The sequence below is a fragment of the Pseudomonas sp. RIT357 genome (assembly GCF_000632245.1).
GTDB lineage: Bacteria > Pseudomonadota > Gammaproteobacteria > Pseudomonadales > Pseudomonadaceae > Aquipseudomonas > Aquipseudomonas sivasensis.
The window spans coordinates 182,063-208,920 of record NZ_JFYX01000023.1 but is presented as its reverse complement, the minus strand read 5'-3'; the positions used below and the strand labels follow the sequence as shown (position 1 = coordinate 208,920).

The 26,858-nt window shown below is 59.4% G+C and carries 25 protein-coding genes; 14 read left to right on the top strand and 11 right to left on the bottom strand.

The features are described from left to right. Window positions 1-45: 45 nt before the first annotated feature. Window positions 46-912: a DUF6279 family lipoprotein gene (locus BW43_RS11665; RefSeq protein ID WP_032887739.1), complete on the top strand. Its 867-nt coding sequence runs from the start codon at window positions 46-48 to the stop codon at window positions 910-912. Window positions 913-954: 42 nt separating this feature from the next. Here BW43_RS11665 and BW43_RS11670 read toward each other — a convergent pair whose 3' ends face one another. After that, window positions 955-1,344, bottom strand: coding sequence for a hypothetical protein (locus BW43_RS11670; RefSeq protein WP_032887737.1), 390 nt, complete (start codon window positions 1,342-1,344; stop codon window positions 955-957). A 156-nt stretch (window positions 1,345-1,500) separates the two neighbouring features. Here BW43_RS11670 and BW43_RS11675 point away from each other — a divergent pair, with 156 nt between their 5' ends. After that, window positions 1,501-1,776: a hypothetical protein gene (locus BW43_RS11675; protein WP_032887735.1), complete on the top strand. Its 276-nt coding sequence runs from the start codon at window positions 1,501-1,503 to the stop codon at window positions 1,774-1,776. Window positions 1,777-1,825: 49 nt separating this feature from the next. On the opposite strand, the gene BW43_RS11680 is transcribed toward BW43_RS11675, so the two are convergent. Next, a complete protein-coding gene (locus BW43_RS11680; protein WP_017735367.1) occupies window positions 1,826-3,172 on the bottom strand; it encodes a DEAD/DEAH box helicase in 1,347 nt (448 codons plus the stop codon). Window positions 3,173-3,365: 193 nt separating this feature from the next. Here BW43_RS11680 and BW43_RS11685 point away from each other — a divergent pair, with 193 nt between their 5' ends. The 6 genes from BW43_RS11685 (at window position 3,366) to BW43_RS11710 (ending at window position 9,696) form a co-directional block, all read left to right on the top strand. Further along, window positions 3,366-4,652 (top strand): mechanosensitive ion channel family protein, encoded by a 1,287-nt coding sequence (locus BW43_RS11685; RefSeq protein WP_032887734.1) that lies wholly within the window; start codon window positions 3,366-3,368, stop codon window positions 4,650-4,652. A 391-nt stretch (window positions 4,653-5,043) separates the two neighbouring features. Further along, complete coding sequence (locus tag BW43_RS11690; protein WP_233896885.1) at window positions 5,044-6,267, top strand: iron-containing redox enzyme family protein; 1,224 nt, start codon at window positions 5,044-5,046, stop codon at window positions 6,265-6,267. Window positions 6,268-6,279: 12 nt separating this feature from the next. Then, window positions 6,280-6,597: a Rieske 2Fe-2S domain-containing protein gene (locus BW43_RS11695; protein WP_032887730.1), complete on the top strand. Its 318-nt coding sequence runs from the start codon at window positions 6,280-6,282 to the stop codon at window positions 6,595-6,597. A gap of 5 nt (window positions 6,598-6,602) precedes the next feature. Continuing rightward, window positions 6,603-7,784 carry an MFS transporter gene (locus BW43_RS11700; RefSeq protein WP_032887728.1) on the top strand — a complete coding sequence of 394 codons (1,182 nt, stop codon included), beginning with the start codon at window positions 6,603-6,605 and terminating at the stop codon, window positions 7,782-7,784. A gap of 12 nt (window positions 7,785-7,796) precedes the next feature. After that, window positions 7,797-9,014: an ATP-grasp domain-containing protein gene (locus BW43_RS11705; protein WP_032887726.1), complete on the top strand. Its 1,218-nt coding sequence runs from the start codon at window positions 7,797-7,799 to the stop codon at window positions 9,012-9,014. A 4-nt stretch (window positions 9,015-9,018) separates the two neighbouring features. Further along, on the top strand, window positions 9,019-9,696 hold the full coding sequence (locus BW43_RS11710; RefSeq protein WP_032887724.1) for a phenylalanine--tRNA ligase beta subunit-related protein: 678 nt from the start codon (window positions 9,019-9,021) through the stop codon (window positions 9,694-9,696). A 28-nt stretch (window positions 9,697-9,724) separates the two neighbouring features. On the opposite strand, the gene BW43_RS11715 is transcribed toward BW43_RS11710, so the two are convergent. The 4 genes from BW43_RS11715 to BW43_RS11730 form a co-directional block, all read right to left on the bottom strand. Further along, entirely contained in the window at window positions 9,725-10,141 is a 417-nt protein-coding gene (locus BW43_RS11715) for an Lrp/AsnC family transcriptional regulator (RefSeq protein ID WP_032887722.1), read from the bottom strand. A 68-nt stretch (window positions 10,142-10,209) separates the two neighbouring features. After that, window positions 10,210-11,085 (bottom strand): carboxylate/amino acid/amine transporter, encoded by an 876-nt coding sequence (locus tag BW43_RS11720; RefSeq protein WP_032887720.1) that lies wholly within the window; start codon window positions 11,083-11,085, stop codon window positions 10,210-10,212. 211 nt (window positions 11,086-11,296) lie between these two features. Continuing rightward, complete coding sequence (locus BW43_RS11725) at window positions 11,297-11,899, bottom strand: FMN-dependent NADH-azoreductase (protein WP_032887718.1); 603 nt, start codon at window positions 11,897-11,899, stop codon at window positions 11,297-11,299. 151 nt (window positions 11,900-12,050) lie between these two features. Then, a complete protein-coding gene (locus BW43_RS11730) occupies window positions 12,051-12,365 on the bottom strand; it encodes a hypothetical protein (RefSeq protein ID WP_032887716.1) in 315 nt (104 codons plus the stop codon). A 49-nt stretch (window positions 12,366-12,414) separates the two neighbouring features. Between BW43_RS11730 and BW43_RS11735 the strand changes: the two genes are divergently transcribed. The 5 genes from BW43_RS11735 to aqpZ all read left to right on the top strand — a co-directional run bounded on the left by BW43_RS11735 (window position 12,415) and on the right by aqpZ (window position 17,664). Then, window positions 12,415-13,338, top strand: a complete 924-nt coding sequence (locus tag BW43_RS11735; RefSeq protein ID WP_032887714.1) for a LysR family transcriptional regulator — start codon at window positions 12,415-12,417, stop codon at window positions 13,336-13,338. 14 nt (window positions 13,339-13,352) lie between these two features. Next, a complete protein-coding gene (locus BW43_RS11740) occupies window positions 13,353-14,156 on the top strand; it encodes an alpha/beta fold hydrolase (protein WP_032887712.1) in 804 nt (267 codons plus the stop codon). 3 nt (window positions 14,157-14,159) lie between these two features. Further along, on the top strand, window positions 14,160-14,723 hold the full coding sequence (locus tag BW43_RS11745) for a peptidylprolyl isomerase (RefSeq protein ID WP_032887711.1): 564 nt from the start codon (window positions 14,160-14,162) through the stop codon (window positions 14,721-14,723). An 81-nt stretch (window positions 14,724-14,804) separates the two neighbouring features. After that, window positions 14,805-16,637, top strand: coding sequence for an ABC transporter ATP-binding protein (locus BW43_RS11750; RefSeq protein ID WP_032887709.1), 1,833 nt, complete (start codon window positions 14,805-14,807; stop codon window positions 16,635-16,637). Between the two features lie 325 nt (window positions 16,638-16,962). After that, on the top strand, window positions 16,963-17,664 hold the full coding sequence (gene aqpZ / locus BW43_RS11755) for an aquaporin Z (protein ID WP_032887707.1): 702 nt from the start codon (window positions 16,963-16,965) through the stop codon (window positions 17,662-17,664). 12 nt (window positions 17,665-17,676) lie between these two features. Here the strand turns inward: aqpZ and BW43_RS11760 are convergent, their stop codons facing one another. Beyond that, the gene (locus BW43_RS11760) at window positions 17,677-18,801 is read right to left on the bottom strand and encodes a GNAT family N-acetyltransferase (protein ID WP_032887706.1); all 1,125 of its coding nucleotides are present in this window, start codon (window positions 18,799-18,801) and stop codon (window positions 17,677-17,679) included. 283 nt (window positions 18,802-19,084) lie between these two features. Between BW43_RS11760 and BW43_RS11765 the strand changes: the two genes are divergently transcribed. Next, window positions 19,085-20,431: a putative porin gene (locus BW43_RS11765; RefSeq protein ID WP_032887704.1), complete on the top strand. Its 1,347-nt coding sequence runs from the start codon at window positions 19,085-19,087 to the stop codon at window positions 20,429-20,431. A gap of 120 nt (window positions 20,432-20,551) precedes the next feature. Here BW43_RS11765 and BW43_RS11770 read toward each other — a convergent pair whose 3' ends face one another. From BW43_RS11770 to hrpA, 4 genes are all read right to left on the bottom strand, one after another. After that, on the bottom strand, window positions 20,552-20,785 hold the full coding sequence (locus BW43_RS11770; RefSeq protein WP_032887702.1) for an anti-sigma factor: 234 nt from the start codon (window positions 20,783-20,785) through the stop codon (window positions 20,552-20,554). Beyond that, window positions 20,779-21,393, bottom strand: coding sequence for an RNA polymerase sigma factor (locus tag BW43_RS11775; protein WP_032887701.1), 615 nt, complete (start codon window positions 21,391-21,393; stop codon window positions 20,779-20,781). The genes BW43_RS11770 and BW43_RS11775 overlap by 7 nt, the downstream gene beginning before the upstream one ends. Window positions 21,394-21,430: 37 nt before the next feature. After that, window positions 21,431-22,552: a beta-ketoacyl-ACP synthase III gene (locus BW43_RS11780; RefSeq protein ID WP_032887699.1), complete on the bottom strand. Its 1,122-nt coding sequence runs from the start codon at window positions 22,550-22,552 to the stop codon at window positions 21,431-21,433. Window positions 22,553-22,880: 328 nt separating this feature from the next. Continuing rightward, window positions 22,881-26,792, bottom strand: coding sequence for an ATP-dependent RNA helicase HrpA (hrpA, locus tag BW43_RS11785; protein ID WP_032887698.1), 3,912 nt, complete (start codon window positions 26,790-26,792; stop codon window positions 22,881-22,883). Between the last annotated feature and the right edge of the window lie 66 nt (window positions 26,793-26,858).

Below are 26,858 nucleotides of genomic sequence, written 5' to 3'. Positions count from 1 at the left end.
GCGCGGGTTCACATGCATTGAATCCCTCTGCCCAAGGAAACGCCCATGCTGCGTCGGCTCAAACTGTTGGTGGCCCTGCTGACCCTAAGCCTGGCACTCGCCGGCTGCAACCGCGTGGGCCTGGCCTACCGCAACCTGGACGTGATCATCCCCTGGACCCTCAATGACTACCTGGACATGAACGCCGGGCAGAAGAGTTGGTTCAACGATAAGCTCAAGGAACACCTGGCCTGGCATTGCACAACGCAGTTGCCGGGTTATCTCGATTGGCTCGATCGCCTGCAACAGATGGTCGACGAAAACCAAGTCACCGATGCTGCATTGAAAACGCGCACCGCTGAAGCCGAACAGGCAATCGCTGAAGTCGCCCGCGAAATCACCCCCTCAGCCATCGAATTGCTCCAGGGATTGAATGATCAGCAGGTCAAAGAAATGAATGACGCCCTGGCCAAGGATCTGCGCAAACGCCAGGACGACTACCTTAAGCCGCCCCTCGCCCAACAAATCAAGGACCGCGCCGAGCGCATGAACAAACGCCTGGACACCTGGATGGGCCCACTGAGCGCTAGCCAGCAAAATCGCGTCACCGCGTGGTCCGTCGCGCTGGGCGAACAGAATCAGGAATGGATCGGCAATCGCGCCCATTGGCAGGCGCAATTTATCGAAGCGGTGCAGCAACGCCACAGCGCCGAATTCCCACAGAAGATGCAGCAACTGCTGGTGGACCGCGAAAGCCTATGGACCCCGCAATATCGCGCGGCTTACGCCCAGACCGAAGCTGCGGCGCGCAGCCTGATTGTCGACGTGATGGCCGAAAGTACGCCGCAGCAACGCCTTAAACTCACGCAGAAAATCGACGGCGTACGCAGCGACTTCAAGGCACTCAAATGCCTCAAGGCCGCCGGGATTTAATGTGGGAGGGGCTGCCACCCACACTGGGTCCGCGCATACCCGTCAGGCAATCTGCGCTTTGGACGCCACTTCAGCGAAGGTTGCCGGGTCCAGTGCATCCGGCTGCTCATCCAGCACTTGGCGCGGGTGATCGTTGCCGGGAATGGAACTGTCGATCAGCGCCAGCAGTTGGGCACCCAATTGCGTCAAAATGAAGTTCTCACCATTTCCGCCCTCTGCCTCGGGGCGCGATTCAATAAAACCGCGCTTGAACAGCAGCGCTTCATAATCCGCTGCGGTCTTTTTCAGCGCATCCAGATTGCCGGTATTCTCACCCGCCGTGGCCTTCTCGGCCGCTTCCTGCTCGGCGTATTTGCGCGGGGCAAAGCTGCCTTCGCCGTTCTGCACTTCGTGCAGCAGACGTTCGATTAGATCCCAGTTGTAAGTCGTCATCCTGATTCCTCCTGCAGGCCTAAGAAAAAGTAGCCCGTCAAAAGGTGTGACATGCCACACCTGCCACCGTTCAGCCCGCCAGACGGACGTCATTTCTCTGAACTTTCCAGACGTTCGCCCCCTCAACCGCACATCATCACCAAGGAGGTACGTACCATGAACACCTTGAGAAACCTGGCCATCGCCGCCGCCCTGCTCACGGCCCTGCCCGCCTGGGCCTGCACGCCCGAAGAGGCCACCGCGAAACGAGAGCAGTTGGCGACGGAAGTGACCAAGCTCACCGAGCAGAACCCCACCAAAGCCAAAGAGATGAACGACGAGCTGCAGAAGATGGACCTGGACACTGAAAGCGCGGAATTCCCTGACAAGTGCCAGCTGATCGAAGCCCGCCTTAAAGAATTGAAAGAAGCTGCGGCAAAAGCCAAAAACTGAAGGCATAAAAAAACCGGACGATGTCCGGTTTTTTCACATCAGCGCTGGCTTATTCAGCAGCCGGTGCTTCGGGCTTGCGGCGTTTAAGCGGGGCCATGCCGTCTTTGCTGACCAACGACAGGTTATCGGTCTTCGGACGGTTGGCGATCTTGCGCTTGGTCGGCGACTTGGCGCCTGTCTTCTTCTTGTCGCCCTTGGCGTCAGTCTTTTTCTTCTTCACGCCAACAGCCTTGCCCGACGCCTTGACCTTCTTCGGCCCGGTGTAGGTGCCTTTGACTTCCTTGATGGTGCGGCGCTCGAACGACTGCTTGAGGTAGCGCTCGATGCTCGACATCAGGTTCCAGTCGCCATGGCAGATCAGCGAAATGGCCAGGCCATCGTTGCCGGCACGCCCGGTACGGCCGATACGGTGCACGTACTCGTCGCCGCTTCGTGGCATGTCGAAGTTGATCACCAGGTCCAGGCCATCAACGTCCAGGCCACGGGCAGCCACGTCGGTAGCCACCAGGATCTTCACGCCGCCCGCCTTGAGGCGATCGATGGCCAGCTTGCGGTCCTTCTGGTCTTTCTCGCCGTGCAGCACGAACGCCTTGTATTCCTGGGCAACCAAGCGACCGTAGATGCGGTCGGCGGCAGCGCGGGTGTTGGTGAACACGATGGCCTTCTGGTAGGTCTCGTTGGCCAACAGCCAGTTGAGGATCTGTTCTTTGTGCACATTGTGGTCAGCGGTGACGATCTGCTGGCGCGTGGTGGCATTCAGGTCGCTGACATTGTTGACCTGCAAGTGCTCAGGGTTGTTCAGCACCTTGGCGACCATTTCGCGCAAGGTCGAGCCGCCGGTAGTGGCGGAGAACAGCATGGTCTGCTGGCGATTGACACATTCGGCAACCAGACGCTGAACGTCGTCGGCAAAGCCCATGTCGAGCATGCGGTCGGCTTCGTCGAGCACCAGCACTTCGACTTCCTTGAGGTCGAGGTTGCCGGCGTTGAGTTGCTCGATCATACGGCCTGGGGTGCCGATCAAGATGTCCGGCACCTTGCGCAGCATGGCGGCCTGGACCTTGAAGTCTTCGCCGCCAGTAATAATGCCGGACTTGATGAAGGTGAACTGCGAGAAGCGCTCCACTTCCTTCAAAGTCTGCTGGGCGAGCTCACGGGTCGGCAGCAGGATCAGGGTCTTGATGCTCACGCGGACTTTGGCCGGGCCGATCAGACGATTCAGAACCGGCAAGACGAAAGCGGCGGTTTTGCCGCTGCCAGTTTGAGCCGTCACCCGCAGGTCACGCCCTTCGAGCGCGAGCGGGATGGCCGCTGCTTGCACAGGCGTAGGCTCGACAAATTTTAGCTCGGCCACGGCTTTGAGCAGGCGTTCGTGCAGGGCGAATTGGGAAAACACGGGTGCTACCTCGAAGAAATACAAAATATCAGCTGCATAGGGTAACGGTTTCGGGCGCCCAAACCGAGTTTCTTTACGCGAACGGTGCGAATCAGGTGCTTTTTTGTCAGGGCATTTGTCTACAACGTCAACTTTGTCGCACTTAGATGCTCTAATCGCGCCGTCTTGTCTTACAGAGGAATCGGTTTCACCCATGGATATCAAACAGCTTTGGCTCAACGTCCAAGACCTATGGGGCGCCCTCGACCAACACCCGGTGCTGCATGCCAGCCTTGGTTTTATGGTGTTGCTGGTGGTGGCCCTGCTGCTCGGACGGGTAGCGCGATACCTCACCCTGCACGCCGTCAAATTGCTCGGCCGCCAACCGTCGCTGCACTGGCTCAATGATCTGCGGCACAACAAAGTCTTCCACCGCCTGGCGCAAATGACGCCGTCCCTGGTGATCCAGTTCGGCCTGTACCTGGTGCCGGACTTGAGCAAAACCGCAATTCTGTTCATCGGCAACGTGGCACTGGCCATCTCCATCCTGTTCCTAGTCCTGGCCATGAGCGCCCTGCTCAATGCCCTGCTGGACATCTATGCCCGCACCGAACACGCGCGCACCCGCTCAATCAAGGGTTACGTGCAGTTGGCGAAGATGGTGCTGTTCGTGTTCGGCGCGATCATCATCGTCGCCACCCTGATTGACCGCTCGCCGCTGTTGCTGCTGTCAGGTTTGGGTGCGATGTCGGCGGTGATTCTGTTGGTGTACAAGGACACGCTACTGTCGTTCGTCGCCAGTGTGCAGCTCACCAGCAACGACATGCTGCGGGTCGGCGACTGGATCGAAATGCCCCAGGTCGGCGCCGACGGCGACGTGGTGGACATCACTCTGCACACGGTCAAGGTGCAGAATTTCGACAAGACCATCGTCTCCATTCCTACCTGGCGCCTGATGTCCGAGTCGTTCAAGAACTGGCGCGGCATGCAAGCCTCCGGCGGGCGTCGGATCAAGCGCAGCCTGTTCATCGACGCCAGCGGCGTGCGGTTCCTGCGCGATGACGAAGAGGTGCGCATGACCCAGGTGCACCTGCTCACCGACTACATCGGGCGCAAGCAGGCAGAGCTCAAGGCCTGGAATGAAGCCCAAGGACACAGCGCACAACTGCTGGCCAACCGTCGCCGAATGACCAACCTCGGCACCTTCCGCGCCTATGCCCTGGCCTACCTGAAAAGCCATCCGGACATCCAGCCGAACATGACCTGCATGGTGCGCCAGATGCAAACCACGGCTCAGGGCGTGCCACTGGAGATCTACTGCTTCACCCGCACCACGGCGTGGGCCGATTACGAGCGCATCCAGGGGGACATCTTCGATTACCTGCTGGCGGTGTTGCCGGAGTTTGGACTGAGTCTGTACCAGCAACCGAGTGGCACCGATCTACGGGCAGGAATTCTGGCGCTGACACCCAGCCCCCAGAGCACGCCAGCCCTGCAGTGAGCCCGAAGCCGGCGAGGTGAAAATACGCGCCTCGCCGGCGCAATATCCCCCTAAGCGCCGGCAACTATGTGTAGCCGCTGCGACCGAATAATCAACTGACGCAAACAATAAAGAAAATTTCTCCTACGCCTTTAGTGATTTTCACTACTTGTGCGCACTATTTCTAATCTGTTTTTAAAAAAACCAACGCCTTAGCATTTGGCCATCAAACAACGCCAGATAAAGGCCATCCCTCATGTTATGGACAACTCAGCTTTCTGATAATGCGGCAGACTTTGTATTAACTTCGAATGCCGAAGCGTTGACCCACTATTGTGGTGCTAGTGCCTTTGCTCAACCTCGCGATTTTTATACCACTAGTCCCTATCAGCGACCTTCCAGGCCGCAGGACGTGACCGACTCGATCATCACCACCAGCCTGACCAGCGACCAACTTTCAGACAGTCAGCATTTGTTGGCGCAACGCTTGTTATTGAATATCTACGAGCAAGACTTAGTCTTCTTGCCCAAGCCGCCATTAGAACTCGACTTAAAGGCTTTCAAACAGTTTTATGACCCCCAACATGCCGCCAGTGGCAAAAAGATCCGCCCGTTACTGGAACACTACTTATACAACTGGCTTAAGGAAGAAGTGCACATCAATGGCCCTTGGTGCCTGGACTCTTTTGTCGCCCACACCGATAAAGTCTTGGATGATGTAGCCCAAGCCGACTCCAAACTGCATGAGGTGCTGACCACCAGCCGCAACCCCCAGCGTGCCGCGCGTTTTTTCATGACCCAATGCGCAGGGGATTTCCTCAGTGAAGCCTCGGCCATGGCGCGCAATGTTTTGGGTAACTGCGGTGTGTACACCAGCGAGTTGTTCAAGATCCTGATCGACGAGTATGGCTACGGCGTCGACAAAAAGAAGCACAGCACCATCTTTGAAGACATGCTCCAGGACATGGACATGTCACACCACGTGCACCATTACTGGCAGTTCTACACGCCGGCGTCGCTGTCGCTGACCAACTATTTCCACTATGTGTCGGCCAACCACGGCGAACTGTTCCGCTACATCGGCGCCATGTACTACACCGAAGCTACGCTGGCGCTGACGACCAAGCACCAGTCCCGTGCGATCAAGACCATCTTCGATGGCCAGGTCTCCACTGCCTACTTCGATGAGCATGCTCATATCGATGTGCACCACGGCAGAATGGCACTTCAGCGCCTGATCATTCCCATGATCAAGCAGTTCGGCACCAAGATCATCCCCGACCTTATCCGCGGCTTTGAAGAGTTCAAGCTCCTTCAGGACATCGCCGACGAAGAACTGTATGCCCATATCAAATGGCACGACGAGCTGGATGAACATCGCGCCAAGGCTTCGCAGCTTCAGGGCCAAAAGCCGGTGGACCTGCGAATCACCGAGGCTGAACACGAGCTCTCGGTGCTGCACACCCACCCCAATGACGAACTGTTCTGGGTCGAATCCGGCGAGCTGGAGTTTATCGCCAGCCCCGAATTGACTGTGCGCCTCATCGCCGGCGAAGGCGTCGTGATTCCCAAGGGAATGCTCCATGGCACGCGCATCGTCAGTCCGTCCTGCACGTACACCGTCACCGCCATCTGAATGGGCCACCCAATGAAAGCCATCAGCCTGAATATCACCCACGCCCATTACGTGGCCGTGGAGGACAGAACCTATTTTCTGAAGCGTCACGCGTATTCGACGCAATTGCTGCCCACCTCGTGCCCCCATCGTGGCGGCCCACTGCACATGGGCGAAGTGACGGGCGACGGCCAAAGCGTGATCTGTCCCTGGCACGACAACGCCTACAAGGTCTGCAACCTGGAAAAGAAGGCGCTGCCCACCGTGCGCGTCAGAAACCAGATCAGCACCGTGGTCGGCGACACCGAACGGTGCGTGCCGCTACTTAAACTCTCCCGTTACGACGGATGAAGCCCATGAAGACTAATTCGACACTGACCGCGTTCTATTCAATCGTGACCCTCTTCACCGGCCTCGACATGGCGATTGTGATCGCGATGGTCTGGTTTGGCCTTGAGACCACCGGGTCCACATTCCTGGTAGGCGCCACCTTGTGTGTAGCGACCGTGGTCCCCTATTTATGCGAACAGTACATCGGCAAGTTCTTCACGATTGAACTCAGCCTGAAACGGCTGCTGTACATACGCCTGGCTGCGTTCGCCGCCGTCCTGGGATTGTCGTTTACACAGGCCGCCTTGCTGCCGATCGGCTTCCTGGCGATCGCGTTTGTGGTGGGCGTCACCGACTACTTCACCATCAGTACCCTGGAATCGAAAAACACCAAGCTGGTGCTGGCAGGCCTCACCGACAGCGATACCTGCGCGCGGTTGATGCAAACCTCCATCCAGATCGGTGCCTTCGGCGGCGCGCTCCTGGGCGGTTTGATCGTGGATGTGTTCTCGGTCAGCGAGACGCTGCAAATCATCAGCCTGGCGGCGATTGTGTCACTGGCGGGCGTCTACCTGGTGGCCGACAGCCCCAGCGCAAAAGGCACCGATCAGACCGCAGCCTCCACCGCCGCCGCGCCGCTGGACCTGCCGCGCAACCTCTACATTCTGATCATTGTGCTGAGCATGATCGGCTTCCATATCGGCGCGTTCAACAGCCTGGTGCCTATCGTTTTTCAAAAGCTCAATGAGTGGAACGCCACCCTGTTTGGCGTCGCCAGTGGCCTCGCCGGCCTGGGGGCCTTCAGCGCCGCCGTGCTTCCGCGTATCAAGCTCAACAGCTATGGGGCCATCGCACTGGTGATTCTGGCGGACGTGGCAATCGTCTACTTCCAGAATCTCTACGTGATGATGGCCGCTGCGTTCCTGCTGGGCTTTTGCATCAACAGCCTGCGGATCCAACTGCGTAAAACCCTGATCGAATCGGCGCCCAACGACCGGGTAGCCGACGTCATCGCCGCGAAAAGCTCGCTCTACTACCTGCTGGTCAGTGGCTCGGCACCGATGATCCTAACGTTCTTTACCACCTCGGGCTTTCTCGGACTCGAAGGCGCACGGCTGTTGATGATCGTCTCCGCCGGCCTGTTGGCCACTGCCGTACTGGCGTGGAACCTGACCCCCGCAGCCTCGCCTGCCGCCACCACGGAATAAGGATTGCACGACGTGAAAACCGTACTGATTGTTGACCCATTCTCCACGGGCAAGCTCTATGCGCCCCTGCTCAACGCGCAGGGCATACGGTGCATCGCCGTGATCTCCACACGCGCCTTGCCCGAACACTTCACCAACGACCTGGTCGCTGAGAATTTCCATGAGGTGTATCACTGGGAAGAGAGCCTGCTGATCACCCTGGAAACGTTGTCTTTGAGCGCAGTAATCGCCGGTTGCGAAACCGCCATCTACCTCACGGACTACCTGACGGAGTTGCTCAGCATTCCGGGTAACAGCCGTATCACCAGCGACCTGCGGCGCAACAAATTCTCCATGCAGCAGGCGCTGAAAAAACACCAGTTGGCGCACATCGACTCGCACCTGTTGAGCTCGCCAAGCCGCATTGGCGAAGTGGTGGCCAAGCTGGAAGAGTCGGCCACCTATGTGGTCAAGCCGCTGAATTCGGCCGCCACCGAAGGCGTGGTGTTTGCCCAGGGCAAAGGCGAAGCAGAAACCGCGTTGAGAAACGCGGCCTGGCAGCAGAAGAATGACCTGGGTGAGGTCAACCTGGGGTTTATCGTGCAGTCGTTTATCGCGGGGCCGGAGTACGTGGTGGATATGGTCGCCTTCAACGGCACGTACATCATTGCCAGTGTCTGCAAGTACACCAAGATTCAGAAGAACGGCAGCATGTTTGTCTACGAAAGCCTGGACACACTTGATCCCCAGGCTGCGCACCTGCAACCGCTGACCGATTACGCCCGCCAGGCAGCCGCGGCGCTCGGCGTGCGGGTCGGGCCGATTCATATGGAGATCATTTGGTCCGATGCCGGGCCGGTGATGATTGAAGCCGGAGGTCGCTTGCACGGCGGCATCGCGCCCCTTCTGTTTCAACAGGTCTATCACCCCGACTTGCTGTCGCTGTCGATCGACAGCTACCTCGGCCACCCACGCCCACAGGCTGATGCAGCGAGCCAGATCAGCCATGGCCGGATCGGTTTCTTCTGCTCCGATGCACAACGCACCTTCGATCCTCCCTCCCCCCAGGCTCTCCAGAGTGCCCAAGCGGACGAGGCCTATTGCGGCCACCGGTACTTCATCGCTCCCGGTCATACCACGCCGGTCACGATTGACTTCGCCACCTGTCCGGGGCTGTTCTGGCTACAGAGTCCTTCGGCGCTGCAACTGGACACCAGTACCGCGAACCTTCGAAAACTACTCTGGGGCTAAGGTTATGCAAAGTCGCTTGATCATCAAAAAATCAGCCTGTGAGCTGGGCATCAATAATGCGTGCGCCGCGGTTATCGAAGACATCACCGTTTCAGACGACCAAAGCTTCGTCGGGGTGTTGCAGAGCAACCTGAACCACGTCGCATCCCGCCTCAATGAGCTGGACTCGAACATCGTGTATGAAGGGTTTGCCAAGCAGCTCAAAAAACTCGGCTACGAAAACACCGTCAGCGCCAACGAAAAGCTGCTGCGGCGTTTCATCGCCAAGGGCGTGTACCCCATCAACAACATCGTTGACGCCTATAACGCCGTCTCCATCCGTCATGGGGTCAGCATCGGTGTGCACACCTATCATCAGAAAGATGACATCTACGTGATGCGCTCTGACAAACCAAGGGTTCTACGCCCACTGTTCGCCAAGAAGGCCATCACCATTCCCGTTGGCGATATTGTCTATACCTGCGGGGATGTGCCGTTGGCGAGCATCGGCAAGGTTGACGCCGACGCCCATGACTTCCGGCTGACGAAGGACTCGTCAAGGCTTCTGGTGGTGATCCTGGGGCATGACGACACGTCGCTTCAATTCAACCAGGGCGTCATCGAAGAGCTGGTGGACACGCTTCGTCAGAAAATGCCGAACCTGAGCCATCACTTCCTTGAAACGGTTCGCGATCACGCCTGAAGCCACGCGTTGAAGAAACGGCCGGCGCCTAGCGCCAGGCCTTAAGCACGGGGTTGACCACGACTTCCTTCACATGCTCGATGTTCAGCAGGCTTTCCTTGAAGACCATCAGTTCTTCAAAGCTCCTGTAGCGAACGTCGAGCATCATGTCCACGTCGCCAAACAGTGAGTAGGCGTGCACCACTTGGCTGAACTGCTGGATCTTCGGAAACACCAGGTGGCAGTTGCTGCCATTGAGCGTCAGCATCAAGAACGCCGCTTGCAGGGTCTCATCGCCCTCGGCTACGTTGATGGTGAAGCCTAGGATGATGCCCTTTTCAATCAACTTCTGGACACGCGACTCCACCGCTGTTCGCGACTTATGAACTTGCCGCGCCAATTGCGCCAGGCTGACCCGGGAGTCGTCCTTCAAGGCTGCAATGATCAGTTCATCAATCTTGTCCACTCTGCCGCCCCCACACCGTTCTTTTCTATAACAGACTTTCATTGCCGCTCACGTATGCCTTGGGGCCATCACGTCGCAGACTTTACGCCAGGCGCAGGCTTTATGCCCAACCGACTGATCCACACCGCCCCGAGAATCACCAACCCACCCAACGCCAGGCGGCCCAGGGGTTCGTGTTGGTTCCAGATCAGCAGGTTCAGCAGCAACCCCACTGGTACATGCAGATTGTTCATCACCGCCAGCGTGCCGCCATGCACCAAACACGCGCCCTTGTTCCACCAGTACATGCCCAGCGCCGTGCTGACCAGCCCGAGGAACACCAACACACCCCATTGCAGCGGCGCTTGCGGGAGAAAGTCGGCCTTGGCGAACAGCAGGAACGCCGGCAACACCACCAGCAACGCACCGAGGTAGAAGTAACCGAAGCGCCGGTAGTGCGGCAGGTCACTCGGATAACGCGCTACCAGGTGCTTGTACATCACTTGCCCGGCGGCGTAGGTGAAGTTGGCCAGTTGCAGCAGCAGGAAGCCCATCAGGAAGTGAGGCGTGATCTGATCGAAACGAATCACCGCCGCCCCCGCCACTGCCACCAAGGCGGCGACCAGGGCCCAGGGGTTGAAGCGCCGGTTAAGTGCATCTTCGATAAGCGTCACGTGCAACGGCGTGAGGATGGTGAACAGCAACACCTCCGGCACCGTGAGCACGCGAAAACTCAGGTACAGGCACACGTAGGTCACGCCAAACTGCAGCGCGCCGATCACCAGCATGCCTCGCATAAAGGCCGGCTCTACCGAGCGCCAGCGGGTCAGCGGGATAAATACCAGCCCGGCCAGCACGACGCGCACCAGCACCGCGAAGTAACTGTCGACATGACCGGCGAGGTATTCGCCGATCAGACTGAAGGAAAATGCCTGAATCAGGGTGACAACCAGTAGATAGCCCATGTGTGCCTCGCTTCGAATGGGCGCGACATTAAAGGTTTTCAGGGTTTGAAGAAACTCAGGGCAAAAAAAACCCGACCTCGCTAAAGCGTCAGTCGGGCAGGAGCACTTAGGAGCAACAAGTGCAAAGGGAGGTTCGTACGCGTACTTGAAGGGTTTGCGTGGAGCGATATAAACACCGCGCGATTATCTGACGATTAAAGGATCAAGCGGCTCATGCCACGAGTTGCACCAGCAGGGCCTTGGCGTGGTTGATGCCCTTTTCCTGGAAGTCACCGCTCAGGTTCACCCCTTCGGCGTGAATGAAGGTGACGTCATGAATCCCGATAAACCCCATGACCTGGCGCAGGTAAGGCTCCTGGTGATCGGAGCTGGCGCCGGCGTGGATGCCGCCGCGCGCGGTCAGGACAATGGCACGCTTGCCGGTCAACAGACCCTGTGGGCCGGTGGGAGTGTACTTGAAGGTCACACCAGCGCGTAACACGTGATCCAGCCAGGCCTTGAGGGTGCTGGGGATGGCGAAGTTGTACATCGGCGCGGCCATCACCAGTACGTCGGCGGCGAGCAGTTCGTCGGTCAATTCGTTGGAGCGGTTAAGGGACACCTGCTCGCTGTCGTTGCGCTGATCCGCAGGTTTCATCCAGCCGCCAAGGAGGTTGGCGTCCAAGTGCGGCACCGGGTTGAGGGCCACGTCGCGCACGGTGATCTGGTCTGCCGGGTGGGCGGCCTGCCATTGGCTGATGAACTGCTGGGTCAGTTGACGGGAGATCGAGTCCTGTTGGCGGGCGCTGCTTTCGATGATCAGAACGTTGGACATGGCTTCGTAGGCTCCATCTGTAAATGCTGTAAGTCGATGGAGAAAAGATTAACCATGGCTCATTCGATAAAAAAGCGCAAAAAACTGCTATAACCCATCTAGAAATTTGTTGATATGCGGAGTATTCCTGTAGACATGCTCCGCTACCCCTTTATTTTGGCGCGCAGTCCAAGGCAATCCGCATCTTGATAATGGCGCGGTTGAACTTGACCGTGGTGTTGGTGCTTTTACCTGCCGGCACCGAGACCGTGCGTCGGCGGGGGGCCTCCGGGCCATTGGTGAAGACTACCGAGCACAAGGCATCGTTGGTGCCGTAGTTGTTTAGTTGAATCGAACTGATGTCGCCGTCCACGTCTGAGGCGGTGTAGTCCACGCTCACGCCACTGATCTTTTTTGTCACGTCGATGGGGTACGCAAACGCGCTCATCGGCAGCAGCGCCAACAGCACATAACAAAATTTTCTCATTCGGCAGTCTCCAATAAGGACCGCCAGCTTAGGACAAGAGGAACCTATCTTGAAAGCGCCCCGCGTTACCCTCGATCAATGGCGCACGCTGCAAGCCGTGGTCGACCATGGCGGCTTCGCCCAGGCGGCCGAAGCGCTGCACCGTTCGCAATCTTCGGTGAGCTACACCGTGGCCCGTATGCAAGACCAGCTTGGCGTGCCGCTGCTGCGCATCGACGGGCGCAAAGCCGTGCTCACTGACGCCGGTGAAGTGCTGTTGCGCCGCTCCCGGCAACTGGTGAAAAACGCCAGTCAGCTGGAAGACCTCGCCCACCATATGGAACAGGGCTGGGAAGCCGAAGTGCGGCTGGTCGTGGACGCTGCCTACCCCAACGCCCGCCTGGTGCGCGCCCTCACGGCCTTTATGCCGCAAAGCCGTGGTTGCCGCGTGCGCCTGCGTGAAGAGGTGTTGTCCGGTGTTGAAGAGTTGTTGATCGAAGGCGTGGCCGACCTGGCGATCTGCGGCTTCAGCATCCCCGGTTACCTGGGCACGGAAATGAGCGACGTGGAATTCGTCGCCGTGGCCCACCCCGAGCATCCGCTGCACCGTATGAATCGCGAGCTGAGCTTCCAGGACCTGGAAAGCCAGATGCAAGTGGTGATCCGCGACTCCGGCCGCCAGCAGCCACGGGATGTGGGCTGGCTCGGCGCCGAACAACGCTGGACCGTCGGCAGCCTGGCCACCGCGGCCGCCTTTGTCGGCAGCGGCCTGGGCTTCGCCTGGCTGCCGCGGCACATGATCGAACGCGAACTCGCCGAGGGCGTGCTCAAGCAACTACCCTTGGAACAGGGCGGCAGCCGTCACCCCGCGTTCTACCTGTACTCGAACAAGGACAAACCCCTGGGGCCGGCGACGCAGATCCTCGTGGAATTACTGCGCACGTTTGACACGGCGCCCCTGGACGCACCTTTCGCCGCCCCCCAACAAGCCTGAAACGGAGTTCATCCATGGCCTGGTTCGACCACGAAGGATGCAGCCTGCACTACGAGGAATACGGCCACGGCACACCGCTGGTGCTGATCCACGGCCTGGGCTCCAGCAGCCAGGATTGGGAATTGCAGATTCCGGTACTGTCCAGGCACTACCGGGTGATCGTGGTGGACGTACGCGGTCATGGTCGCTCCGACAAACCGCGTGAGCGTTACAGCATCCCAGGGTTCACCCATGACGTGGTGGCGCTGTTCGAGCACCTGAACCTGCCTGCCGCTCATGTGGTGGGCCTGTCCATGGGCGGCATGATCGCTTTCCAGTTAGCCGTGGATGAACCTACGTTGGTCAGAAGCCTGTGCATCGTCAACAGCGCACCCGAGGTCAAGGTGCGCAGTGCCGATGACTATTGGCAGTGGGCCAAGCGCTGGACGCTGGCCCGCGTGCTCAGCCTGGCCACCATCGGCAAGGCCCTCGGCGACCGGCTGTTCCCCAAACCTGCGCAGGCCGACCTGCGCCGCAAGATGGCCGAACGCTGGGCAAAAAACGACAAACGTGCTTATCTCGCCAGCTTCGATGCCATTGTGGGCTGGGGCGTGCAGGAACGACTTTCGAGGATTACCTGTCCAACCCTGGTCATCAGCGCCGACCACGACTACACCCCCGTGGCCCAGAAAGAAAACTATGTAAAACTGCTGCCCGATGCGCGGCTGGTGGTGATCAAGGATTCCCGCCACGCCACGCCCTTGGACCAACCCGAAGTCTTTAATACCACCCTGCTCGATTTTCTAGAGACAGTCGAAACCACTACCCAGGATCACTGACCCATGCTGAAAAAAATCGCCTTCTTTGCCGGTTCCGTTCTGTTCGCTGCCAACCTGATGGCGGCCGAACCCGCCAAGGCGCCACACGTATTGATCTCCACCACCAACGGCGACATTGAAATCGAACTGGACCCGGTCAAGGCGCCGATCAGTACCAAGAACTTCCTGGCCTATGTCGACAAGGGCTTCTACACCAACACGATTTTCCACCGTGTGATCCCGGGCTTCATGGTCCAGGGTGGCGGTTTTACCCAGTCGATGTCGCAAAAGCCGACCGAAGCACCGATCAAGAACGAAGCCAGCAACGGCCTGCATAACGTGCGTGGCACCTTGTCCATGGCGCGCACCAATGACCCGAACTCGGCGACCAGCCAGTTCTTCATCAACGTGGCTGACAACGCCTTCCTCGATCCGGGTCGCGATGCCGGTTATGCGGTGTTCGCCAAAGTGGTCAAGGGCATGGACGTGGTTGATGTGATCGTCAACTCGCAAACCACTACCAAGCAGGGCATGCAGAACGTGCCAATCGATCCTGTGTACATCAAGTCGGCCAAGCGCATCGACTGAGGTAGCAGGTAGTTCCGCGCGCGGCCCACAAGGCGGCGCGCGCATTTGAAAGGAGAGCCCGCATAGCGGGCGTCATACTCAATGCTCTATCGTCGTTTTGAACAACTGATCGATATTTTCCGCGACGCACCCAGCGAAGCCCCTCCCGATAAAGTCCTGCCCTTCTACCTCTACTACCTGCGCCAGGTGTGGCCGCACTTTGCCGCCTTGCTGGTAGTGGGACTGATCGGTGCGCTGATCGAAGTCGCGCTGTTCAGCTACCTGAGCCGCATCATCGACCTCGCCCAAGGCACCCCGCCCGCTGACTTCTTCCAGGTCCACAGCACCGAGCTGATCTGGATGGCCGTTGTCGCCCTGTTGCTGCGCCCGATCTTCGGCGCACTGCATGACTTGCTGGTGCATCAGACCATCAGCCCCGGGATGACCAGCCTGATTCGCTGGCAGAACCACAGCTATGTGCTCAAACAGAGCCTCAACTTCTTCCAGAATGACTTCGCCGGTCGTATCGCCCAACGCATCATGCAGACCGGCAACTCCCTGCGCGACTCCGCCGTGGCGGCGGTGGATGCGATCTGGCACGTGGCGATCTACGCCATCAGTTCGCTGGTGCTGTTCGCTGAGGCCGACTGGCGCCTGATGATCCCGCTGGTGACCTGGATCATCGCCTACAGCCTGGCACTGCGTTACTTCGTGCCACGGGTGAAGGAGCGCTCGGTGATTTCCTCCGAGGCGCGCTCCAAACTGATGGGCCGCATCGTCGACGGCTACACCAACATCACCACCTTGAAGCTGTTCGCCCATACCCAATCCGAACAGGAGTACGCCAAGGAAGCGATCATCGAGCAGACCGAAAAAACCCAGTTGGCCAGCCGCGTGGTGACCAGCATGGACATCGTGATCACCACCATGAACGGCCTGCTGATTGTCACCACCACCGGCCTCGCCCTGTGGCTATGGACCCAGTCGCTGATTTCCGTGGGCGCGATTGCCCTGGCCACCGGTCTGGTGATCCGAATCGTCAACATGTCCGGCTGGATCATGTGGGTGGTCAACGGCATCTTCGAAAACATCGGCATGGTGCAGGACGGTCTCAAGACCATCGCTCAGCCATTGGCGGTGATTGACCGCGACAACGCGCCGCGCCTGACGGTGCCCCATGGCGAAGTACGCTTTGAGCAGGTGGATTTCCACTACGGCAAACAGAGCGGGATCATTGGCGGCCTGAACCTTGAGATCAAGGCCGGTGAAAAGATCGGCCTGATCGGCCCGTCCGGGGCGGGAAAATCGACCCTGGTCAACCTGCTGCTGCGCCTGTACGACCTGCAAGGCGGGCGCATCCTGATCGATGGCCAGAACATAGCCGAGGTCGCCCAGGAATCCCTGCGCGCCCAAATCGGCATGATCACGCAGGACACCTCGCTGCTGCACCGTTCGATCCGCGACAACCTGCTGTACGGCAAGCCCGACGCCACCGACGAAGAGCTCTGGGCCGCCGTGCACAAGGCTCGCGCCGATGAGTTCATCCCACTGCTGTCAGACTCCGAAGGCCGCACCGGGCTGGATGCACACGTGGGCGAACGCGGGGTGAAACTCTCCGGTGGCCAACGTCAGCGTATTGCCATCGCACGCGTGCTTCTCAAAGATGCGCCGATCCTGATCATGGACGAAGCCACTTCGGCCCTGGACTCGGAAGTGGAAGCGGCGATCCAGGAAAGCCTGGAAACCCTGATGAAAGGCAAGACCGTGATTGCGATTGCACACCGCTTGTCTACGATTGCGCGGATGGATCGCTTGGTGGTGCTGGAGAAAGGCCAGATTGCCGAAAGCGGCAGCCATGCCGAGTTGCTGGCCCATAAGGGCTTGTATGCGCGGTTGTGGCAGCACCAGACGGGCGGGTTTGTCGGAATCGACTGAGGATTTCAATCCTATACACCGTTCAAATTGTGGGAGGGGGCTTGTCCCCGATGAGGGTGTGTCAGTTGCTGCATCGGTGACTGACACACGGCTATCGGGGGCAAGCCCTCTCCCACATTTGCTCACAGCCATTCAGTAGCCAGCCACTCAGTAGAATGTGCAGTTCGCGCCAACGCCCACAGCCCTTTGGCGCTTTTTCATCGCCTGGATTTGTGTAAAAACCGTGCTGTACTGAGTGCAGTGCCCAGACGGGCGCTGAAGTAAATCTGCAGGGAGCATCATTGATTTACTGATTCGGTAGAGTGATCTATCAAGGACGTGCTGCATGTCTTTGTTCAAGCGTTCAGTCACAGAGGGGCTGGGTACGTTTTGGCTGGTGTTGGGCGGTTGCGGGAGTGCGGTGTTGGCCGCCGCGTTTCCTGCTGTCGGGATCGGGTTGTTGGGCGTGTCCCTGGCGTTCGGGCTCACGGTGCTGACCATGGCGTTTGCCATTGGGCATATCAGCGGTTGTCACCTCAACCCGGCGGTATCGGTGGGGCTGGTAGTGGGCGGGAGGTTTCCGGCCAGGGAGTTACCGGCGTACATCGTGGCCCAAGTCATTGGCGGGGTAGTCGCCGCCGCATTGTTGTACTTCATCGCCAGCGGCAAGCCTGGCTTTGAACTGGCCGGCGGGCTGGCCTCCAACGGCTATGGCGAGCATTCGCCGGGCGGTTATTCGATGGCGGCGGGGTTGGTGTGCGAGCTGGTGATGACGGCCATGTTCGTGCTGATCATCCTCGGCGCCACCGACCACCGCGCCCCGAAGGGCCTCGCGCCCATCGCCATTGGCCTGGCGCTCACCTTGATCCACTTGATCTCCATCCCTGTCACCAACACCTCAGTCAACCCGGCTCGCAGTACCGGGCCGGCACTGATCGTGGGCGGGTGGGCGATCCAGCAATTGTGGATGTTCTGGCTCGCGCCGATCCTCGGTGCGGTCATCGGCGGTGTTACCTATCGATGGCTGGGCAGGGAGGACTCAGCCTGAAACCAGCGGGGGTCAGCCCTGCCGATAAGGCAGGGCCGCCCTCGCCTCTTCGGCATACGCCAGAATCCCTACCCGCTCACGCTCAAGAAAATCCTCCACGGCATTCTTCAACCCTGGATGGCGCAGGTAATGCCAGGAGTGGGTAATCACCGGCTCAAACCCGCGAATCAATTTATGCTCGCCCTGGGCGCCAGCGTCGAAGCGTTGCACGCCGTGGGCGATGGCGTAGTCCATGCCCTGGTAGAAACAGGTTTCGAAATGCAGGCGGTCGAACTCCGCCAGGCAACCCCAGTAGCGGCCGTAGAAGCTGTCACCGCCGATCAGGCTGAAGGCCATGGCCACCGGCCGCGCGCCTTGTTTGGCCAGCACCACCCGGATTGCCTCGGGCATACGTTCGGCCAGCAGGCTGAAAAACGCGCGGGTCAGGTAGGGCGATTGGCGGCGCACCGCGTAGGTGTTGGCGTAGCAGGCGTAAACAAAATCCCACTGCGCCTCGCTCAACTCATGGCCTTGCAACCATTCGAAGTCGATACCCTGCCCCGCCACTTGCTCACGCTCTTTGCGCATCTGCTTGCGCTTGCGTGAACTCAGGGCGTCGAGGAAATCCTGGAAGTCACGGTAGCCACGGTTCTGCCAATGAAACTGGCAGCCCAGGCGCTGCATCCAGCCCGGTTGCAGGGCTAAGGCCTCATCGGCCAAGGCATCGGTAAAGTTGATATGCGCACTGGAGAGCCCTTCGATTTCCAGGTAGCCCGGCAGGCTGTTGAGCAATTCGAAACCGTCCTGTGCGTTGGCCGCCAACAGGCGCGGGCCACTGACCGGACTGAACGGTACAGCTGTCAGCAATTTGGGGTAGTACTCGATACCGGCCCGCTCGCAGGCATCGGCCCAACCGTGATCGAACACGTATTCGCCATAAGAATGCCACTTGCGATAACCCGGCAGTGCCGCCACCAGCCGATCACCTTCCCAGTGCAGTAAATGCTCCGGCTGCCAGCCGGAGTGCGGGCCGACGCTGCCGCTGTCTTCGAGGGCGCTCAGGAACGCGTGCCGCACGAACGGTTGGGCCTGAGGCACCAAGGCATCCCAGGTCTGCGGGGCTATTTCGGACAAGCTTTGCAGGCGTTGCAACGGCATCGGCATCCTCACTACATCAGGGCGTAAAAGCTCCGCGAGTATCGCTTATCGCTAGGTTTCACACACCCTCAAATCGCCCGACAAGGCTCTAAAACAATAGTTCCGAAGCAAATGAATTTGTCACACAGATGACATCACTTCGCCACTGCTGCGTCATAAACCATCGCGATACTGACGCCTGTTTTTAGAGCGCCTGGTTCTACCAGTCGGCTATTTTTCCGTCCGTCATCGGTCGGTTGTGTCCTGGATGGTTTGCCATCCCTCCTCACTTTCGGAGATTGATATGCGTCTTGCTTCCACTAAAACTGCGGCGGCCCTGTGCGGCGGCCTGTTACTGGCCCTGAGCGTTCCGGCCAGCGCTGCAGTCGACGCTAAACTGCTCGACATGCTCAAGGCCAACGGCCAGATCACCGCTTCGCAGTACACCGAACTGCAAAACGAGTTGGCCAAAGACCAGAAAGAACAGCAGATCGCCCGGCAAGCTCAGCAAGAGAGCAACGAACAGATCGCGGCCACCGCGAAAAAAACCAATGAGCTGAGCAGCTTCGACCAGAAGCTGGCTTGGGCAGCCAAGACACAATTCAAGGGTGACGTACGTTTCCGCCACGAGACCATCAAGATCGATGGCACCCCCAACAATGGCGGCAAGGACAAGGACCGTGAGCGCATCCGCGCGCGTCTGGGCGCCTACACCGAAATCAACCCACAAGTGGATACCGGCATCCGCATTGCTACCGGTAGCAGCGACGACGCCCGTTCCACCAACCAGGACCTGGATGGCTACTTCAACAAGAAGTCGATCTGGCTGGACCTGGGCTACATCGACTACCACCCGGACCAGATCAAAAACCTGCACGTGATCGGCGGCAAGATGCTGCAACCGTGGGTCAGCATGGGCGACGTGATCTGGGATAGCGATATCAACCCGGAAGGTCTGGCCCTGACCTACAAATACCCACTGGGGAGCAGCGCCGAGCTGTTCGGCAGCCTGGGTAACTACAACCTCAAAGACAACGTCAATGGCGACGGCGTGCAATTTCGCAATGACCTGCGCATGACCGCCGGCCAGTTGGGCTCGCGTTTCACCCTGACCGACAACCTGAAGCTGACGCTGGGCGGCAGTGTCTATGCGTTCCAGAATGACGAAGACAGCCGCTGCCCGACCGCCGGTTCCTTCCAGTGCCTGACCCCGGCTGAAACCGTGGCGAACACCACGGCCGGCAATGCCAGCGAATACCGCCTGTACGAAGGCTTCAGCCAAATCGATATCGGCGGCCTGGCCGTACCGTTGTCGTTCTACGGCCAGTACGTGCAAAACACCAAAGCCACTGATAAAGACAAGGACACAGCCTGGTTGCTGGGTGCCAAGTCCAAGGTGTTTGGCCTGAACCTGGACTACAACTACCGCGATGTGCAGCGTTACGCGGTGGTGGGTGCCCTCACCGACTCGGACTTCGCCGGCGGCTTCACCGGTGCACGGGGTCACAAGTTCAAGGTCGGTTACGACATCGACAAGAACTTCGCCATCGGCGCGACTTACTTCCTGACCAAGGCAGACTACGCCAGCGTCGCAGGTTACCGCGACGCCAATGCCAATACTCTGCAGTTGGACGCAGAAGCCAAGTTCTAACAGTACGTGTAATAAGCCTTGGGCCAGGACGACCCGAGGTGGTTGCAACAGCCTTGCGTGGCGAGATCGATCCCCATCATCCGTTCGATCACGCCACGCGAGTCTGCTTCTACCCCGCCTTTATTGATCCTTGAGCCGCTCGGCAGCCAGCCGTTGCGCCAAGGCATCCACATCCTTCACCGGCTCATCCGGCATGATCTTCAGGGTCGCCTGCATCAGGCGCATCTGACGGATAAACCGGCGGCAGTTCGGGCAGAACATCAAGTGATGACGCACCAGCAAGCGCTCGCGAAAGGTCAATTGCCCATCGAGATAGTCACTGGAACGTGCCACTTGTTCTTTACAGGTCAACATTCGCCCGTTTCCTCAAAATGCTCCACCGTGGCAAAGACTTTAAGCCGTGCTCGATGTAACAGCACACGGACATTGGAGAGTGAGAGCGTCAGGAGATTACAAATCTCCTCCAACTCCAGGCCCTGGCGTTCACGCAGCACCAGGACGCTGCTTTGCAACTGCGACAAACTCAGCAGCGTATGCTCCAGGCAATCACGCAGCTCATCCTCGGTCAGCAAGGCTTCCGGCGTGTCCTGATGCCAGGCAAAGGGGGCGACCGCCCAGTGGCCATCGTCGGGGGTAAAGCGGTCATCGCCGATGGTGCCGTGGGGCGAAGGCAAATCGTCGAGCAACACCTCACGACGATTCTGCTTGTAGCGCCCCTTGGCGGCGTTAGCGGTGATGGTCAGCAGCCAGGTCTTGAGGCTGGACCGGCCTTCGAACTTGGACAGGTTGCGCACTACCGACAGCCAGGCGTCCTGGACGATTTCATCGGCATGGCGCTGGCCGACGATGGCATATGCCACCGCCCGCATGGCGCTCTGGTAGGTGGTGACCAACTCCTTGTAAGCCCGTTGATCACCCTTGAGCAGGCGTTCAAGCAGATGCGCGTCGTCCGCTGCTGCCATTGTCTACCTCGATTTCACTGCAAGGCCTGTCGCAGGATCAACGCTTGCGCAGGATCACGCTGCCGATGGAATAACCTGCACCGAACGAACTGAGCACCGCAACCGACCCTTTGGGCAGGTCATCCTGGTAGGTGTGAAACGCAATCACCGAGCCAGCGGAGCTGGTATTGGCGTAAGTATCGAGAATCACCGGGGCCTCTTCTACCGTGGCTTCGCGGCCCAGCAGTTTCTTCACGATCAGGTGGTTCATGCTCAGGTTGGCCTGGTGAAGCCAGAAGCGTTTCACATCGGCCACGTTCAACTGGTTTTCTTCGAGGTGCACGCCGATCAGCTCGGCCACCATCGGGCATACGTCGCGGAAGACTTTGCGGCCTTCCTGCACGAACAGCTTGTCGGGCGCGCCGATGCCCTCTTCCGCCGCACGGTTGAGGAAGCCGAAGTTGTTGCGGATGTTGTTGGAAAACTTGGTCAGCAGCTTGGTGCTCACCACATCGAACTGGTGCTCGGACGTTGCCAGGTCGGCACGTTCCAGGACCACAGCAGTAGCGGCGTCACCAAAGATGAAATGGCTATCGCGATCGCGGAAGTTCAGGTGGCCGGTGCAGACCTCCGGGTTGACCATCAGGATCGCCCGGGCCTGGCCGAGTTGGATGCTGTTGGCGGCGTTCTGGATGCCGAAGGTCGCCGAGGAGCACGCCACATTCATGTCAAAACCGAACCCGGCGATACCCAGGGCTTCCTGGACTTCGATGGCAATGGCCGGGTAGGCGCGCTGCAGGTTGGAGCAAGCGACGATCACGCCGTCGATGTCGGCGGCGGTCTTGCCTGCACGCTGCAGGGCTTGTTCGGCGGCGCCGATGGCCATCTGGCAGAGCACCGACCATTCGTCGTTGCTGCGCTCAGGCAGGCGTGGGGCCATGCGCTGCGGATCGAGAATGCCGTCTTTGTCCATCACGAAGCGGCTCTTGATGCCCGACGCCTTTTCGATAAAGGCCGCGCTGGACTCAGTCAGCGCCTGCACCTCGCCACGCTCGATGGCAGCAGCGTTGTCAGCATTGAACTGCTGCACGTAGGTATTGAAAGACTGCACCAGCTCTTCGTTAGAGATGCTGTTGGCAGGGGTGTAAAGGCCAGTGCCGCTGATGACGACGTTATGCACGGTCGTTCCTCTAAATCTGTCAGGCAGAAGATATTGGTACCGTCGTACCAAACTGTGAGTAGTTCTATTCCGCCCAGCGGACATCAAACTGGCATCGCTTTATTCCATCGCGTCGCTGCTACGACGATCCCGGCATTTATGGGCGCGAAGTTTGCCACAAACGCTGGGGTTTGGCGCCACTTCCCAGACAAACACCTTTTTAATGTGTGGTAGGGGCTTGCTCCCGATAGCGGTGTGTCAGTTACAGAATTTGTTTCTGATAGACCGCCATCGGGAGCAACCCCACTCCCACATTGAAACCTTGTTGATGCTGGAAATCGTGAAGGGATCAGGCCTCGACCAGCGTCCACTGCTTGCTCAAGCGCTTGTCGGAAATTGGCACTTTGGTGCCCAACTGCTGGGCAAACAACGACACCCGATATTCCTCCAGCCACCAGCGATAAAGCTCCAACTGAGGATCACGCTTACCTTCCTGGGCATGCTTGTTCAGGCGGTTCTGGTATTGCGCCCACAGCCCGCTGAGCTCGCTGCTCCACACCCGATCTTTTTGCACCTGGCTCGGCAGTTTTTCCAGACGCAACTCAATGGCCTTGAGGTAACGCGGCAGCTCCTTGAACCACTGCGCCGGGGTTTCCCGCACAAAACCTGGATAGACCAAATTACTCAGTTGCTGCTTGATGTCATTCAAGGCCACCGCCTGCGCCAGGTCGATCTTGCCTTTGAAGCGCTTTTGCAAGCCGTGCCAGAGTTTCAGCACCTCCAGGGTCAAGCGCGCCTGGCGTTCGGCGTGTTCGGTCCAACTGCCGCGCTTGCGTTCGGCCAAAGCGGCCAAACCAGCGCCATCACGCGGCAGGCTGGCTTCGCCTTCGAGCACGCAGGTGTCTAGGCTCGCCAGCAGGATATCTTCCACCAGCGCATCGATACGCCCCAATTCACGGTACATCAGCCCCAACTCGGTGAGGCCGGGTAACTTGCCGCGCAGGAATTTCGCCGGTTCCGCCAGTTGCTGCATCAGCAGACGCTGCAACGCGCGGCGATGCTGGAACTCAGCCTCGGCGGCGGTGGAAAAGCGACCTTCCTTGACCGTACCGTTTTCTTCCACCAGCGCCGGGTACACCGTCATCGACAGCCCTGCGATCTTTTGCTGGGTTTTCTCGGCCACAGCGGCGAACACCTTGGCTTCCACCGGCTGCTGGCTTTTCGCCGTTTGCGGCACGGCCAACGCGGCTTGGCTGGCTTCGGCAAAGCGTGCGGTCAGCTCAGCCAAGTCGCGACCTTCGCCGAGGAACTTACCTTGGCCGTCGACCACTTCCAGGTTCATCTTCAGGTGGCTTTCCACCTGCTGCGCCGACTCGGCCCAAGCTTCATCGCTGACCCGCGCGCCGGTCATGCGCAACAGTTCACGCCCCAGCGCCTGGGGCAGCGAGCCCTGACCGAACTCGATGCGTTGCAGTGCGGCCTTTACGAAGTCCGGCACCGGCACGAAATTCTTGCGCAGCGCTTTGGGCAGGTTGCGCACCAGGGCGATGCACTTGGCTTCGATCACCCCCGGCACCAGCCATTCCAAACGTTCCGCCGGCAAGGCCGGCAACAGCGGCGCCGGTACGCGCAGGGTCACGCCGTCGCGCGGGTGGTTGGGTTCGAAGTGGTAACTCAGGGCCAGTTCCAGGTCGCCCAAGTGCAGGGTGTCCGGGTAATGCGCGGCGGTGACTTCACTGGCCTCACGGGCGAGCACGTCTTCTTCGCGCATGATCAGCAGTTGCGGGTCTTTCTGGCTGTTGACCTTGTACCAGCTGTCAAAGGTGGCGGTCTGGTGGATCTCCGCCGGCAAGCGCGCGTCGTAGAAGGCGTACAGGGTTTCTTCATCGGCCAGGATGTCGCGACGGCGGGCCTTGGCTTCCAGTTCGTCGAGTTGTTCCAGCAGTTGCTGGTTGGCCGTGAGGCACTTGGCGCGGGATTGAATCTCGCCGCGCACCAGGCCTTCGCGGATAAACAGCTCGCGGGACACCACCGGGTCAATCGGCCCGTAATGCACCGGCCGGCGCCCGACCACAATCAACCCGAACAAGGTGATCTGCTCAAACGCCACCACTTGGCCGCGCTTCTTCTCCCAATGCGGCTCGAAGTGGTTTTTCTTGATCAGGTGCCCGGCCAGCGGTTCGATCCAGTCCGCGTCGATCTTGGCGACCATCCGCGCGTACAACTTGGTGGTTTCCACCAGTTCGGCGGTCATCAGCCATTGCGGACGCTTCTTGCCAATACCCGACGAAGGGTGAATCCAGAAGCGCCGCTGGCGCGCACCGAGGTAATCACCGTCTTCGGTCTTCTGCCCAATCTGGCTGAGCAGGCCGGAGAGCACCGCTTTGTGCAGTTTCGGGAAATCAGCCGGTTCTTTGTTGATGGTCAGCTGCATGTCACGACAGATCAGGCTCAACTGGCGATGGGAATCACGCCACTCGCGCAGGCGCAGGTAGTTGAGGAAGTTCTTGCGGCACCAATTGCGCAGCGGGCTGGCAGTCAATTCCTGGCGCTGTTCTTCAAAGCCGCGCCACAAATTGACCAGCCCGGCGAAGTCCGAATCGGGATCTTTCCACTGTGCATGGGCCTGGTCGGCGGCCTGTTGGCGCTCCGGCGGACGCTCGCGTGGGTCCTGGATCGACATGGCGCTGGCGACGATCAGCACTTCCTGCAAACTGCCGAGCTTGGCGGCTTCCAGCAACATGCGCCCCATGCGCGGGTCCACCGGCAGGCGCGCCAGTTGGCGGCCCAGCGGGGTGAGTTGGCTGTTGCGGTCCACGGCCGAGAGCTCTTGCAACAGGTTGAAACCGTCGCTGATCGCCTTGCCATCCGGCGGTTCGATAAACGGGAAGTCGGTGATTTCACCCAAGCGCAGGTGCAGCATCTGCAGGATCACGGCGGCGAGGTTGGTACGCAGGATCTCCGGATCGGTAAATTCCGGCCGCCCGATAAAATCTTCTTCGCTGAACAGACGGATGCAGATACCCGGCTCGACCCGGCCGCACCGACCTTTACGCTGGTTGGCACTGGCCTGGGAAATCGCCTCGATCGGCAGGCGCTGCACCTTGGCGCGGTAGCTGTAGCGGCTGATGCGTGCGGTGCCGCTGTCGATCACATAGCGAATGCCAGGCACGGTCAGCGAGGTTTCCGCGACGTTGGTCGCCAGCACCACGCGCCGGCCCGGGTGGGATTGGAAAATCCGCTGCTGCTCGGCCGGTGACAGGCGCGCGTACAGCGGCAGGATTTCCGTGTGCTTGAGCTGGGCCTTGCGCAGCATCTCGGCGGCGTCACGAATCTCGCGCTCGCCCGGCAAAAACACCAACACATCGCCGGGGCTGCGCCGTTCGCTGCGCTCGTAAGCGGCAATTTCATCGAGGGTGGCGAGAATCGCCTGGTCAACGGTCAAGTCATCCTCGACGCGGTTGCCCTCTTCGTCCTGTTCCAGGGTCAGCGGGCGGTACCACGTGTCCACCGGGAACGTGCGACCCGAGACCTCGACAATCGGTGCATCGTCGAAGTGCTTGGAAAAGCGCTCCAGGTCGATGGTGGCCGAGGTGATGATGACCTTGAGGTCCGGGCGACGCGGTAGCAGGGTTTTCAGGTAACCGAGCAGGAAGTCGATGTTCAGGCTGCGTTCGTGGGCTTCGTCGACGATGATCGTGTCGTAGCGTTCCAGGTAACGGTCGTTCTGGGTTTCCGCCAGCAGGATGCCGTCAGTCATCAGCTTGATCAGGGTGTTGGAATCGCTCTGATCCTCGAACCGGACCTGATAGCCCACCAACGCGCCCAAAGGCGTGGCCAACTCTTCGGCAACCCGGCTGGCAACGCTGCGCGCGGCAATTCGGCGTGGCTGGGTGTGACCGATCAAACCGTACTGGCCGCGACCGATTTCCAGGCAGATTTTCGGTAACTGGGTGGTTTTACCCGAACCGGTTTCGCCGGCAATGATCAGTACCTGATGTTTGTTCAGCGCGTCCTTGATCTCGTCGCGCTTGGCGGCAATCGGCAGGCTGTCGTCGTAGCGAATCACCGGCAGGCTGGCGCGCCGTGCCGTGACCTGGGCGCAGGACGCCTGCATGCGCGTGACCCACTGCGCCAGTTTTTCCTCGTCGGGCTTCTTGCGCAGCTCAAGCAACTGCCGCCGCAAGCGGTGGCGGTCGGCGAGCATGGCGTGATCGAGGTTTTTCAGCAGTTGGTCAATAGCGGGCGCTTGGTCAGTCATCAGGGCGGCAAGGGTCTTTTGGGTGAGGCAGGTGAGGCCTGCGCAGCATCAGTCGATGGAATGGAC